The organism is Microbacterium sp. E-13, assembly GCF_049912955.1.
In the GTDB taxonomy this organism is placed as follows: Bacteria; Actinomycetota; Actinomycetes; order Actinomycetales; family Microbacteriaceae; genus Microbacterium.
Genome location: NZ_CP183973.1, coordinates 2304357 through 2316415, shown reverse-complemented (window position 1 = coordinate 2316415; position 12059 = coordinate 2304357). Strand labels below are relative to the sequence as shown.

Here is a 12059-nt window from a genome sequence, read left to right as displayed (position 1 = left end):
ACGTCAGTCGTGTTCCGTGCCCGCCGGGTCCGCGGTGTCCTCGGGGTTCGGACGCAGCGCGGCGTCGTCGACCTCGGCCGGGGTGCGGCCGGGCGGGCTGGCGATGACGCCGTTGGCCTCGGCGGATTCCGGATGCCGCGGCTCGAACTCGGTTTGTCGGTGAACGTCGTCAGTCATGAGAGGTGTCCTTTCGCCGGGGCAATCGGACCATGGGACGCCACCCGAGCGCAGGGCATTGACAAGCGCCCCGGGCGGTCTCGAAGAGAGCGGGTGCGACGCTCATAAGAAGCGCATAGTGCGACCACAGCGCACCTCGATGCGGGCACGTCAAGCTGACCGGGTCGCAACTCCCCGGACCACGTGAAGGAGCAACAGATGGCCCGTATTCCTGAGCCCGACCAGACGCCCGAGGGCCCCGCCTACGAAGGGCGCTTGCTGCCACGACCCGACGACGAGGTCGTCGACCAGGGGGCCGCGTTCGATCTGCGCACCCTCGTGAACCGGCGGACACTCCTGAGCCTCGTCGGCCTCGGTGCGGGCGCGATCGCTCTCGCGGCGTGCACCCCGGCGGCGACCGGCTCGCCGTCCCAGGGTGGGACGCCGTCTTCGGGTTCGAGCGCGGACACGGTCTCCGCGAAGGAGATACCGGACGAGACGAACGGCCCGTACCCGGCCGACGGGACGAACGGCGTCAACATCCTCGAGGACTCCGGGATCGTCCGCAGCGACATCACGTCGAGCCTCGGCGGCGGTGCGACCGTCGATGGCGTCCCGCTGTCCATCACCTTCACCGTCACCGACCTGGCGAAGGGCGGCGTACCGTTCGAGGGCGTGGCCGTCTACGCCTGGCAGTGCGACGCCCGAGGTCTGTACTCGATGTACTCGGAAGGCGCGCAGAACGAGACGTACCTCCGTGGCGTTCAGATCGCCGACGCGAAAGGAGAGGTGACGTTCCAGACGATCGTGCCCGGCTGCTATCCCGGACGCTGGACGCACATCCACTTCGAGATCTACCCCGATGCAGCCTCGGCCACTCAGGGCACGAACGCCATCGCCATCTCGCAACTCGCGTTCCCCGAGGACATGCTCGGCGACGTGTACGCGCTCGACGCCTACCCCGACTCGGCGAGCAACCTCCGGCAGATCGGCTCCATCAGCGACGACATGGTCTTCGGCGACGGCTACGACCTGCAACTGGGGACGTTCGCCGGCGACGCAGCGTCGGGATTCACCGGCACCCTCGCCGTCGGCGTCGATACGACGACCGAAGCGTCGATGTCGCAGGCACCGGGCGGCGGAGGCGGGCGCCCCTGACCGCGAGTGGCTTGGGCGGGCGTAAGTATGAGGCCAAGACCTTTTACGACGGGGTCCTCACTCGCGCTGCGTCCGCTCCGCGACGAGCCGCCGCAGGCTGTCGCGGGCCGAGGCGACCTCGGCCACGGTGCTCTCCTGTTGACGGATGCTGGAACCCACGGAGCCGCCGGCATCGTCGTGCTTCGTCAGAGTCGCGAGATCCGATCGCGCGGTGACGAGCACGCCGTCGAGGGCGGCGCCCAGAGCGCCGAGGGCGACCTTGAGGTCGGCCTCGACGTGGGGATTGGACACCTCGGCCAGGCGTCGGGCCTCGCCCACGAGCGAGGCGGCGATCACGCCGATCGCCAGCGATGACCGAATCGCCTCCACGGTCGCCTCGCGGATGGCCCGCTCGCGCTCGGGGGATTCGTCCATCGCCAGCGCAGCCCCGAACGCCGCCGATCGAACGCCGTCGTCCTCGGCCGCCTCGGTGGCAGCACGGCGGTGCTCATGCAGCCGGCGAACGGCGTCGCGCGCCCGGGGCTCGTCGGGCGTGTACGACGCCACCATTCCGAGAAGTGCCGCCGCGATCGCCGTCATCACCCCGCACGCCGCGCCGCCCCCGGGTGCGCCGTGCGGTTCGGCGAGGCGGTCGAGCCATTCCTCGAGCGTCGTCTCGGACGGGTCGATGTCGTCAGCTGTCACGAGGACGAATCTAGTCGCGGACGCCGAGGGGCCGGCGGGGGCGGCACCTCCTTGGCGGCGATGATGGCGGGCCGCGGGATGCGCTCGACGCCACGCTTGCCGTCGACGGTCACGGACTCGGCATCCGTGCTCAGAAGCTCGCCCAGTGCATCGGTCGCCTGGCCGCTCGGCAGGATGTAGCGCACGACCACGCGGCGACCGGGCTCGGGCAGATTCACCATTGACCGGGCTGGTAGTCCTTGAGGAACACGCCGAAGAGGTCCTCGCCGGCTTCGCCGCGAACGATCGGGTCGTAGACGCGCGCGGCGCCGTCGACGAGATCCAGGGGTGCGTGGAAGCCTTCCTCGGCGAGGCGCACCTTGGTCGGGTGCGGGCGCTCGTCGGTGATCCAGCCCGTGTCGACGCTCGTCATGAGAATGCGGTCGGTTTCGAACAGCTCGCGCGCGCTCGTGCGGGTGAGCATGTTCACCGCCGCCTTCGCCATATTGGTGTGAGGGTGCCCCGGCCCCTTGTAGCCGCGGTTGAACACCCCCTCCATCGCGCTGACGTTGACCACGTAGGTGCGCCGCGCGGGGCTGGCCGCGAGCGTCTTGCGCAGCTTCGATACCAGCAGGAACGGCGCCGTCGTGTTCGCCAGCTGCACCTCGAGCATCTCGAGCGGGTCCACGTCTTCGACGCTGTGCACCCAGGAGTTGGTGTGGTCGAGGTCGGGGATGAGACCCCCCGCGTCGATGGCGGTGCCGGCGGCGAGACGCTCGAGCGAGCTGGAGCCGGCCGCCATCGCCTGCTCGGTCAGCTCGTCGGCGCGCGCGGCGGCCGCAGCGAGGATCGGGTGGGCCGTCACCGACCGCTCGAGCGCCTGAGGATGCCGGTCGTTCGTGTGGCCGAACGTGACGAGCTCGGGCAGCGGGCCGTCGGGCAGCGGCGCGAGCTCGGCGTCGACGAGCGGCTGGTACGCGCCGGGGGAGCGGCGCACCGTCTGAGTGGCGTTGTTGATGAGGATGTCGAGCGTGCCGGCGGCCGCGACATCCTCGGCCAGCCCGATCACCTGGGCGGGATCGCGGAGGTCGATGCCGACGATCTTCAGGCGGTCGATCCACTCGGGGGAGTCCGGCAGGCTGCTGAAGCGGCGCACGGCATCACGCGGGAAGCGCGTCGTGATCGTGGTGTGCGCACCGTCGCGCAGGAGGCGCAGGGCGATGTACATGCCGATCTTGGCGCGGCCGCCGGTGAGGAGCGCCCGTTTGCCGGTGAGGTCGGCGCGTGCGTTGCGCTTGGCGTGACTCATCGCGGCGCAGGTGGGGCAGAGCTGGTGGTAGAAGGCATCGACCACCGTGTACGGCTGCTTGCAGATGTAGCAGGCCCGGGGCTTCAGGAGCGTCCCCGCGGTCGGAGCCGTGGTCGAGCTCGAGATCGGGATGCCGCGCGTCTCGTCGTCGATGCGGTCAGGCGCGCCGGTGGCCGTGGCCGCGACGACGGCGCGGTCGGCGGCGGCGATCGCCTCCCGGATCTCGCGACGGCGCTCCTTCTTCACGGCCTTGAACATCGCGGCGGTCGCACGACGGACGGCGATGTAGTCGGGATGCGTCTCGTCGACACCGGCCATGCTGCCGAGCACCCGCAGGGTGGTCGCCAGATCGTCCGGGTCGATGCCGCTCGGCGGCAGGTCGGAAGGCGCGGGGGAATCGGGAAGCACACGTGATTCTACGCCGCGCGGGTTCGGGTGTTCCTGTTAGCGTGCTGGCGTGACCACTTCGAACCCGGCGCCGGCACGAGCGCGCAGCATCCGCGTGTCGGCCGCGGTCATCGTGAACGACCGCGACGAACTGCTTCTCGTGCGCAAAGCCGGCACGACGGCGTTCATGCAGCCCGGCGGCAAGCCCGAGGCGGGCGAGACCCCGGCCGAGACGCTCAGCCGGGAGCTGTTCGAAGAGCTGGGATTGTCGGTGGATGCCGCGCAGCTGCGCCCGCTCGGATCGTTCACGGCCGCCGCGGCCAACGAGCCCGGGTTCGTCGTGGAGGCCGACGTGTTCGAGGCGGAGATCGGGGATCAGGTGCCGGTCATCGCCGCCGAGATCGAGGAGCTGCGCTGGGTCGCCCGGGCCGACGCCGAGCACCTCGAGGTGGCGCCGCTGGCGCGCGAGAACTTCCTGCCCTGATCCGGTCGAGGATCGACGCCTCGCTAGTCGGTCGCCGACCGCTCGTGGATGTCGGACTCGAACGAACTGCCGTTGAGGTCGAGGTACAGACGGCGCTCCGTGATCGACACGGTCATGGTGTTGCGGCGCTCGAGCCGGCCGGTCGCGGCATCGATGAAGCCGGCATCGAAGCTGTAGAGGTGCACTTCGCCGGCGCGGTGGATCTTCTTGCCCGCCCACGGAGCAGCCACCTTCGCCGGGTCGCGATGGGTGTACACCGCCACCCGCGCGCCGGAAAGGCTGCCGGTGTGGAGGCGGGCGGCATCCGGTGCACCGACTTCGATCCAGGCGGTCAGCGCGCCGGTGAGGTCGCGCACCAGCACCGCGGGCTCGTCGGTCGCCGAGATGCCCTCACTGAACGCGATTCCCTCCTCGTACTCGAGGCAGTAGGCGAGAACGCGGGTCATCATGAAGGCGTCGGTCTCGGACGGATGCCGAGCCACGCGCACCGAGAGATCCTCGTATACACCACGATCGACGTCGGCCAGCTGGATATCGAAGGTGTACATCGTCACGCCGATCGCCATAGCGTTCGAGCCTACGCGCTGCGCGCGAAGGTGCCGGTGCGACAGGCGCCGCGGTGACGGCGCGCGGTCGGCGTCAGCCCTTCGGCCATTCGATCACCAGGAGGCCCTGCTTCGTATCGGCCACCTTCACCTGGCCTTCGGTGAAGTGGTACGTCATGCCGTAGCCGTCGTCATCCGTCGTGATCGCGGTGTCGGCGCTCTCCGTGATGTACACCCCCGCGCCATCGTCTTCGCGCAGCCAGCCTTGAGACGTGAGCTCGTCCTGTGCGGCCGCGGCGACGTCTTCAGAGATCGGCGCCCAGCCGAACATCTGGCCGTGGTCGCCGCCGGGACCGTCGAAGTCGGCCCACATGCACTGCAGGCCGTCCTCCATCTCGGTGCTGCCGATGTACAGCGGCGAGGCCTGCGAGGTCCAGCCGAGGCTCTCGAAGTCGGCGACGACGGATGCGCCGATGATCGTGTCGCACGTCGGCTCCTCAGTCGCTGCGGGCTCCGGCTCAGCGGTGGCCGTGGGCTCGGGTGGGGCGGCGGTCGGCGTCTGCGCGTTGCCGGTCGGTTCCGGCTCGGCGGCTTCCGGCGTACCGGCGCAGGCCGACAGCAGCATCGCGGAGAGGGCGAGGACGGCAGCGGTGCCGAGGATGCGGGTGGCGGGCATCAGAGGGTCTCCGTGGGGGGTGGGAGGCGGTCGGGTGTCGTCAGGCGGAGTGGAGCAGCTCGAGATAGGCGTCGTGGAGCAGGCGATTGGTGGCGAGAGACGATCTGGCGGCGATCGAGTCGTCGCCGTCGAACGATGTGAACCTGCCACCCGCCTCGATGACGATCGGCACGAGCGCGGCGATGTCGTACTCCTTCACGTCGAATTCCGCGACGAGTTCGAGGCGGCCTTCGGCAAGGAGCATGTACGGCCACGCGTCGCCGTACCCGCGATCCCGCCAGACCGACGAGGTCAGGCGTTCGAGGGCGTCGAGCTTGCCGGCTCCCCGCCACTGCGCGATGCTCTGGAAGCTCACGCTCGACTCGGCGATGGCCTCGACGGTCGAGACCGCGAGGCGCCGCGGCTCGCCCGACGGCGTCGCGGTCCACGCGCCGTGGCCCGTCGCCGCCCACCAGCGGCGGCCGATCGCCGGTTGGCTGGCGACGCCGACGCGCGGCACTCCGTCGATCGCCAGGGCGATGAGGGTCGTCCACATCGGGATGCCCTTGAGGTAGTTCGCCGTGCCGTCGATCGGGTCGATGATCCACTGCCGGGCCGCATCGCCGGTGATCCCGTACTCCTCGCCGAACACGCCGTCGCCCGGACGCTCCGCCTCCAGGAGGTCGCGGATCGCGCGTTCGGTCGCCAGATCCGCCTCCGTCACGTGGCTCGCATCGGCCTTCAGGCGCACGTCGAGATCGGCCGCATCGAAGCGGGACATGGATGCCGCGTCCGCCGCGTCGGCGAGCCGCAGCGCGAGTTCGAGATCGGCGCGAAGATCTCCCTCGAACGGCGCGTCGAACGTCGATGCAGGGGGAGGCGAGGTCACGTGTTCAAGGATAACGGCGGCTCTCCGGCCTCGATTTCATGAGACGCGATCGTGATGCTAATGTTGATCCTCGTTCGCCTCGCTGTGAACGACGCACCTCTAGCTCAATCGGCAGAGCAACTGACTCTTAATCAGTGGGTTCTGGGTTCGAGTCCCAGGGGGTGCACCACCCAAGAAGCCCGGTATCTCGCACCAAAACGAGGTACCGGGCTTCTGTCATTGCATGGTGCGTTTCAGGCGATCCCCTCCGGAACCCCTTCGGAACCATCCGTGCTCCCCTCGCTACGCGAGCGCGGCAGCTTACGGTTGCCCATGCGGTCTGATGGGCCAGCCGCAGGGGTGGCGAGGTATTCGACCAGGCGCGTGCCCTCGAAATGGTCACGGAGACTCGTAAACTCGCGCTCTGTCCGCCAACCGCACGCCGTGCCGAGCGTCTTGCGGGTCGGGATGCGTCGATGGGTCTGCATCTCATCACCGCCCGAACATCTTGCCGAAGACCTGCTCCGCAGCGTTGAAGAAGTCCGCCTCCTGGAGGGCTAGGAGGCGTGAGGTCTCCCGCGTCGTGCCAGTCCGTACGTTCCAGATTCCCCGCACAACCTGCGTTGCGCCGGTTCGCCAGGTCTTGGCGCTTCGCTATCGAATTGTCCAACCGCACGGCATGACGACGATGAATGTCGCTGAAGACTTTAACCTGGCCGAGTTCGACCATGACCGTGCGGTCTGGGTTGCGACCCATCGCCATGCCAGCTTCGTAAAGGACATTCGGCCTCGGCTGCATCTGAGGCTGCGTCTCAGGGTCGCCGGGATATGTCAGCGATTCATGAAGGTGCGCAACGTGATCTGGAGTCTGGCGCACCACCACGGCCTGGACCGAGGCGCGCCAGCACCGGTGCGATCAGCAGGTGACGCCAGCGGGCTGGACGATCTTGCAATCATGCTTTGCCGGGTCGTAGTACTCGACGCCTTCAGGCAGGACGGGGCCAGGCTCGCCGATGAGGGCACGATAGTCGTTCGGGCATCCCTCGGTGCCAGAGCACTTCATCCCGGCCGGGTAGATAAGCCAAGTCGTACCCTTCGCCCATTCAGGCAACTCGGTCAGGTAGGTCGGGGTCGGTGTCGCACGCACGGCCGGCGTCTCCGACGGTTCCGTCTGCGGTGCGCTCGTAGTGGCGCACCCAGCAAGCGCCGCTATCCCAATGCCGATAGCTGCAAGGGCCGGGGTGAGCTTGATTGTGCGGATCATCATGTCTCCTTCAAGGGGGCGTCGTTGCTCGTCGGATTTGAGGTACCCAGTGCCCGCGCGCGCCCACCGGCTGTCGTCGCCCCGGCAACGGTCGTCGCCCCCGACGACCGTAGCGTGCACCGGACCGACACGCGCGGAATGCCGCCGACGGTCGCCGAGAGTATGCCCCATGATTTCGATATGTTCGACGTTGCCAATGTTGCATGGTGGGCCTTGGTCATTGCGGCCCTCAGTCTGGTAGTGAGCGCGCTCACGTTCTGGCGGAACAGGACGCCTACACCACGGTGGGAACTTCGCTGGGTGCGCATAGACGACGACGAGAATCCTCCAGCGGTACAGGCCGAGGCCCACAACCGGGGACGTGGAGCGGGGCGCGACGTTGTATTCCGGGTCTTGAAGGTCGACGGGCGGCCCGGTGTCGTCTCGCGCGAGATGGATGTGGTGCCGTTCGGATCGAAGTTATCGTTGTCGTTCGTGCATCGCTCGGAAGGGCGACACTTCAGCCGGGTGACCGCGATCCGTGACGAGGGTTTCGATGACTCGGCGGTAGTGGAATTGGAATGGAGTCAGGAGCCTGATCTGCACCGTCGAAGGACGAAAAGGCTGACATGGAAGAAGAGCACGCAGGTGTAACCCGCGAAATGATGTTGACCGTCTAGAACTCTTGCCTTTGGAAGCGGCAGTCACGGACGTTGCGAACATGCCGCTGCGTTCCCGCGCACGTACGACTATGTATTCCGCTGCGGTTCCGCATCGACAAGACTCCCGCCCGAGGTTGGAGATGCGCGGCTGGTCCGACTCGCCGGACCTGCGGTCACTTGATGACGTTTAGAACGACGTACCCGCGATCATGGATGCGCTGTAGCTGCTGCTCGTAGGTTCGTCCATTACAGGTTACTGACGCCTCGCTGCCGTCAACCCGACGGTAATGGACCCGTCTCTTTCAGGCCACCTTCTACTGTTCGTTCGCGCCTTTGAGGTTTCCCAGCTTCATCGACACGGAGTTCGGTGACCGGAATGTCGCGTCGACCGGCTCGTGACTGGGGAAGTTCGCCGCCCGAAGCACATCGGAGAGTTCGATGAGTTGGGGCATGCGAGCGTTGGCGCCGCCCCAGCCGAGGCGGTCGATCAACTCGGTCGCGAGAACAAGCTCTTCAAAAGGTCCACGGAGGGTTTGTGGTCACGCGGCGGAGAATATCTTGACCCACGCCGGACGTCTCATGCGCTGCCGAGGCGCGTGATGCCGGTCAGGATTCAGTCAGGATGGCGGCAAGAGCATGCGGCACCGCCCGTGATGCTGAGTTTTAAGAATTTGCTCCTAACCGGGGTAAAAGTGGAAATAGATCACGCTCCATAACATATGGCTTCGTGAGGATTCAGCCTGGACAGAACAGTGGGTTCTCAGTTCGAGTCCCAGGGGGTGCGCAACAAAGAACGGCCCCGGTTTCCGGGGCCGTTCTGCTGTCCGTGGACGTCAGGCGACGTCGCCCACCAGCACGGCTGCCGCTTCTTCCGCAGCATCCGATTCGCGCTCGTCGATGCGGGCGAGCGCGCGGCGGCCGAGGAGGATCGTGGCGGTCGCGACGACGACGGACGCCGCGGCGAACAGGTACGGCACGGTCGGCCCGTACGCGTGCCACAGCCAGGCGGCGAGCGGCGGCGCCGCGGCCCCGCCGAGGAAGCGGACCGCCGAGTACGACGACGATGCGACGGAGCGCGGCAGGTCGGTCGCCTCCATCACGGACTCCGTCAGCACGGTGTTCATGACGCCGAGGAGCAGCCCGCCGACGATGATGCAGACGACCAGTGCCGCGGCGTCCTCGACGAGGATCCCGGCGACGACCAGGTCGATCGCGAGCAGCGGAAGCGTCAGCAGCATCACGGTCGTGCGCGCCATGGACCGCAGCAGGAGCGGCGCGACCCAGACGCTCGTGACAGCGAGGGCGACACCCCAGCCGAAGAACGTCAGGCCGATTCCCATGGCACCGAACCCGAGCGGGAACGGCGAGAAGGCGAGCAGCACGAAGAAGCCGATGTTGTAGAACAGGGCGGCGACCGCCAGCACGGCCAGCGACGGGATCCGCAGGGCCCGGAACGGTGCCCACAGGGGCACGGGGGAGGGCTTCTGGCGGGGTCCGCGCAGCAGCACGAGCACGGCGACGAACGCGATCGCCATGAGCACGACCACGCCGAGGAACGGTCCGCGCCAGCTGACCTCTCCGAGCAGACCGCCGAGCAGGGGGCCGACCGCGATGCCGAGGCCCAGCGCCGCCTCGTACAGCACGATGGCCGCGCCGCTGCCGCCCGACGCCGCACCCACGATGGTCGCGAGGGCCGTCGAGATGAAGAGCGCGTTGCCGAGACCCCAGCCCGCGCGGAAGCCGATGATCGCGTCGACGCTTCCGCTCAGCGCGCACAGGAGCGCGAAGACGACGATGAGCCCGAGTCCGACGAGCAGTGTCGCCTTCGCCCCGATGCGGCTCGAGATCCAGCTCGTGACCAGCATGGCCAGACCGGTGACGAGCAGGTAGCTCGTGAAGAGCAGCTCGGTCTGCACCGGGCTGGCCTCGAGCGAGGCGGCGATCGCGGGCAGGATCGGATCGACGAGACCGATGCCCATGAACGCGACGACGCACGCGAACGCCACCGCCCACACCTGCGCCGGCTGGCGCCACACCGACCCGCTCGCGCTGCCGTGGGCGCTCATCGTGCGCTCTCCGCGGTCGCCACGGCCGGCCCGGTGCGGGTGCGGTCGAGCTTGCGCATCAGGACGGATGCCGTGGTGCGCAGCGCGTCCCACTCCTCGGGCCGGAGGTCCTCGAAGTGCGGGGACAGCGCCGCGGTGAGCTGCAGCAGCCACGTGTGGAGCGCTTCGAGCCCGAGCGGCGTCACCTCCACGACGGTCGCGCGAGAGTCGGCGGCATCCGTCGCCTTCACGACCAGTCCGTGCTCGGCCATCTGGCCGACGAGACGCGTCATGCCGGGCTGCGTCACCCGGCTGAGGCGCGCGAGCTCGCCGATACGGAGCGCGCCGTTGTCGCGCAGGATGGTCAGCGTCCGCCACTGTGCGGACGGGGTCTCGTTCGCGGTCTCGAGCGCCGCGACGCGCGTGAGCGCATGGGCGGCGACGATGAGCGTCTCGATGTCCTGATCGTGTGTCACCCGAGAACTATACCTCCGATATATACCTGCGGTATCGAAGATGGGTCGGGTTCCGATTCGGTAACGGGCACCCACTGCCACCGGCGCCGACTTGACGGGCGAGGCATCCGTTTCCTACATTGCAAGAACCTGAATCGGTTTTCATGTTTGATTCCGAACTCCGGTCAGAGGCACCAGATCCTTCCAATGGGGAAAGGCACGCACATGCGGGTTACGAAGAAGTTGCTCCTGGGCTCCGTGGCAGTCACGGCAGCGCTCGGCCTGGCGGCGTGCGCGCCGACGGCCGAGGCGCCGACGGGCGCGGCGACCGACGGCGGCGGTCCCGCCGAGGTCACCGTCGGCATCGTCACGAGCGAGTCCGGACCGCTCGCCGGCTACGGCAAGCAATATCTCGACGGGTTCAACGCCGGGCTCGACTACGCCACCGACGGCACGGGCGAGATCGACGGCACGAAGATCACCGTGGAGAACCGCGACGACGCCGGCGACCCCGACAAGGCCGTCACCGCCGTCAAGGAGCTCATCGGCGAGGGCGTCAACGTCATCGCCGGTACCGCGTCGTCGGGCGTCGCGCTCGCGGTCGCGGAGCAGGCACAGCAGAACAAGGTGCTCTACATCTCCGGCCCCGCCGCCGCCGACGCGCTCACCGGCATCAACGACTACACGTTCCGCTCGGGGCGCCAGAGCGCGCAGGACGTCGCGACCGCGGGCACGTTCCTCGACGACATCGAGGGCAAGAAGGTGACCGTGTTCGCGCAGGACAACGCGTTCGGTCAGGGTAACGTCGCGGCCGTTCAGGCGATTCTCGGCGGCGCCGGCGCGAACGTCGGCTCCGTGCTCGTGGCGGAGGACGTCACCGAGTTCACGCCGTTCGCGCAGCAGGTGCTGGCCGACGCACCCGACCTCGTGTTCGTCGCGTGGGCCGGTGCGACCTCCGGTGCGATGTGGCAGGCGATGAGTCAGCAGGGAGTGCTCGACGAGATCCCGGTCGTCACCGGCCTGGGCGACTCGGCGACCTTCGGCGCCTACGGCGAGGCATCCGAGAAGATCAACTTCCTGAACCACTACTTCCCGGGCGCCCCTGACAACGACGTGAACACGGCGATGGTGAAGGCGATCGAAGCGGCCGGCGGCACGCCCGACCTGTTCAGCCCCGACGGCTTCAACGCGGCGATCATGATCGTCCACGCCATCCAGGAGGGTCAGGGCGAGGTCGACGCGATGGTCGAGGCGCTCGAGGGCTTCGAGTTCGAGGGCCCCAAGGGCGCGATGACCGTCCGCGCGAGCGATCACGCGCTCCTGCAGGAGATGTACCAGGCGAAGCTCGTCGCCCAGGACGGCACCTTCGTGCCCGAGCTGGTCGACACCGTGGCGGCCGACGACGTCGCGCCCGCCGAGGCGAAGTGAC

15 protein-coding genes and 1 tRNA gene are annotated in these 12059 nt (G+C 68.2%); 5 read left to right on the top strand and 11 right to left on the bottom strand.

Annotation, left to right across the window (positions count from 1 at the left end):
- Window positions 1–3: 3 nt before the first annotated feature.
- Window positions 4–177 carry a hypothetical protein gene (locus tag ACN9MP_RS10680; protein ID WP_426320032.1) on the bottom strand — a complete coding sequence of 58 codons (174 nt, stop codon included), beginning with the start codon at window positions 175–177 and terminating at the stop codon, window positions 4–6.
- A 198-nt stretch (window positions 178–375) separates the two neighbouring features.
- On the opposite strand from ACN9MP_RS10680, the gene ACN9MP_RS10675 reads away from it, so the two are divergent.
- Window positions 376–1314 carry an intradiol ring-cleavage dioxygenase gene (locus ACN9MP_RS10675; RefSeq protein WP_426320031.1) on the top strand — a complete coding sequence of 313 codons (939 nt, stop codon included), beginning with the start codon at window positions 376–378 and terminating at the stop codon, window positions 1312–1314.
- Window positions 1315–1371: 57 nt separating this feature from the next.
- Here ACN9MP_RS10675 and ACN9MP_RS10670 read toward each other — a convergent pair whose 3' ends face one another.
- Genes ACN9MP_RS10670 through ACN9MP_RS10660 form a run of 3 tightly spaced genes read right to left on the bottom strand, consistent with a single transcriptional unit; the run spans window position 1372 to window position 3694 of the window.
- Window positions 1372–1998: a cyclodeaminase/cyclohydrolase family protein gene (locus tag ACN9MP_RS10670; protein ID WP_426320029.1), complete on the bottom strand. Its 627-nt coding sequence runs from the start codon at window positions 1996–1998 to the stop codon at window positions 1372–1374.
- Window positions 1995–2219: a hypothetical protein gene (locus ACN9MP_RS10665; protein ID WP_426320027.1), complete on the bottom strand. Its 225-nt coding sequence runs from the start codon at window positions 2217–2219 to the stop codon at window positions 1995–1997. The genes ACN9MP_RS10670 and ACN9MP_RS10665 overlap by 4 nt, the downstream gene beginning before the upstream one ends.
- The gene (locus tag ACN9MP_RS10660; RefSeq protein ID WP_426320025.1) at window positions 2213–3694 is read right to left on the bottom strand and encodes an SDR family NAD(P)-dependent oxidoreductase; all 1482 of its coding nucleotides are present in this window, start codon (window positions 3692–3694) and stop codon (window positions 2213–2215) included. Before ACN9MP_RS10660 ends, ACN9MP_RS10665 begins: the two co-directional genes overlap by 7 nt.
- A gap of 49 nt (window positions 3695–3743) precedes the next feature.
- On the opposite strand from ACN9MP_RS10660, the gene ACN9MP_RS10655 reads away from it, so the two are divergent.
- Entirely contained in the window at window positions 3744–4157 is a 414-nt protein-coding gene (locus ACN9MP_RS10655; RefSeq protein WP_426320023.1) for an NUDIX hydrolase, read from the top strand.
- A gap of 23 nt (window positions 4158–4180) precedes the next feature.
- Here the strand turns inward: ACN9MP_RS10655 and ACN9MP_RS10650 are convergent, their stop codons facing one another.
- From ACN9MP_RS10650 to ACN9MP_RS10640, 3 genes are all read right to left on the bottom strand, one after another.
- On the bottom strand, window positions 4181–4723 hold the full coding sequence (locus tag ACN9MP_RS10650) for a YaeQ family protein (RefSeq protein ID WP_426320021.1): 543 nt from the start codon (window positions 4721–4723) through the stop codon (window positions 4181–4183).
- A gap of 73 nt (window positions 4724–4796) precedes the next feature.
- Entirely contained in the window at window positions 4797–5378 is a 582-nt protein-coding gene (locus tag ACN9MP_RS10645; protein ID WP_426320019.1) for a hypothetical protein, read from the bottom strand.
- A gap of 40 nt (window positions 5379–5418) precedes the next feature.
- Window positions 5419–6246 (bottom strand): inositol monophosphatase family protein, encoded by an 828-nt coding sequence (locus ACN9MP_RS10640; protein WP_426320017.1) that lies wholly within the window; start codon window positions 6244–6246, stop codon window positions 5419–5421.
- 93 nt (window positions 6247–6339) lie between these two features.
- On the opposite strand from ACN9MP_RS10640, the gene ACN9MP_RS10635 reads away from it, so the two are divergent.
- Window positions 6340–6415: transfer RNA gene (locus ACN9MP_RS10635), tRNA-Lys, on the top strand.
- Here the strand turns inward: ACN9MP_RS10635 and ACN9MP_RS10630 are convergent.
- Together ACN9MP_RS10630 and ACN9MP_RS10625 are read right to left on the bottom strand one after the other, a co-directional pair.
- On the bottom strand, window positions 6374–7108 hold the full coding sequence (locus ACN9MP_RS10630) for a TIR domain-containing protein (RefSeq protein ID WP_426325988.1): 735 nt from the start codon (window positions 7106–7108) through the stop codon (window positions 6374–6376). The two genes, ACN9MP_RS10635 and ACN9MP_RS10630, sit on opposite strands and share 42 nt — an antisense overlap.
- A 33-nt stretch (window positions 7109–7141) precedes the next feature.
- The gene (locus ACN9MP_RS10625) at window positions 7142–7489 is read right to left on the bottom strand and encodes a hypothetical protein (RefSeq protein ID WP_426320015.1); all 348 of its coding nucleotides are present in this window, start codon (window positions 7487–7489) and stop codon (window positions 7142–7144) included.
- Window positions 7490–7603: 114 nt separating this feature from the next.
- Between ACN9MP_RS10625 and ACN9MP_RS10620 the strand changes: the two genes are divergently transcribed.
- Complete coding sequence (locus tag ACN9MP_RS10620) at window positions 7604–8122, top strand: hypothetical protein (protein ID WP_426320013.1); 519 nt, start codon at window positions 7604–7606, stop codon at window positions 8120–8122.
- A gap of 841 nt (window positions 8123–8963) precedes the next feature.
- Here the strand turns inward: ACN9MP_RS10620 and ACN9MP_RS10615 are convergent.
- Both ACN9MP_RS10615 and ACN9MP_RS10610 read right to left on the bottom strand, forming a co-directional pair.
- On the bottom strand, window positions 8964–10196 hold the full coding sequence (locus ACN9MP_RS10615) for an MFS transporter (protein WP_426320011.1): 1233 nt from the start codon (window positions 10194–10196) through the stop codon (window positions 8964–8966).
- The gene (locus tag ACN9MP_RS10610) at window positions 10193–10651 is read right to left on the bottom strand and encodes a MarR family winged helix-turn-helix transcriptional regulator (RefSeq protein WP_426320010.1); all 459 of its coding nucleotides are present in this window, start codon (window positions 10649–10651) and stop codon (window positions 10193–10195) included. Before ACN9MP_RS10610 ends, ACN9MP_RS10615 begins: the two co-directional genes overlap by 4 nt.
- A 204-nt stretch (window positions 10652–10855) precedes the next feature.
- Between ACN9MP_RS10610 and ACN9MP_RS10605 the strand changes: the two genes are divergently transcribed.
- Window positions 10856–12058 carry a substrate-binding domain-containing protein gene (locus tag ACN9MP_RS10605; protein WP_426320009.1) on the top strand — a complete coding sequence of 401 codons (1203 nt, stop codon included), beginning with the start codon at window positions 10856–10858 and terminating at the stop codon, window positions 12056–12058.
- The last annotated feature ends 1 nt before the right edge of the window (window position 12059 follow it).

What these genes read in the sequence shown, in the direction of transcription:
- ACN9MP_RS10680 (WP_426320032.1), bottom strand. Translation starts at nt 177, where the DNA reads ATGACTGACGACGTTCACCGACAAACCGAGTTCGAGCCGCGGCATCCG.
- ACN9MP_RS10675 (WP_426320031.1), top strand. Translation starts at nt 376, where the DNA reads ATGGCCCGTATTCCTGAGCCCGACCAGACGCCCGAGGGCCCCGCCTAC.
- ACN9MP_RS10665 (WP_426320027.1), bottom strand. Translation starts at nt 2,219, where the DNA reads ATGGTGAATCTGCCCGAGCCCGGTCGCCGCGTGGTCGTGCGCTACATC.
- ACN9MP_RS10650 (WP_426320021.1), bottom strand. Translation starts at nt 4,723, where the DNA reads ATGGCGATCGGCGTGACGATGTACACCTTCGATATCCAGCTGGCCGAC.
- ACN9MP_RS10645 (WP_426320019.1), bottom strand. Translation starts at nt 5,378, where the DNA reads ATGCCCGCCACCCGCATCCTCGGCACCGCTGCCGTCCTCGCCCTCTCC.
- ACN9MP_RS10625 (WP_426320015.1), bottom strand. Translation starts at nt 7,489, where the DNA reads ATGATCCGCACAATCAAGCTCACCCCGGCCCTTGCAGCTATCGGCATT.
- ACN9MP_RS10615 (WP_426320011.1), bottom strand. Translation starts at nt 10,196, where the DNA reads ATGAGCGCCCACGGCAGCGCGAGCGGGTCGGTGTGGCGCCAGCCGGCG.
- ACN9MP_RS10605 (WP_426320009.1), top strand. Translation starts at nt 10,856, where the DNA reads ATGCGGGTTACGAAGAAGTTGCTCCTGGGCTCCGTGGCAGTCACGGCA.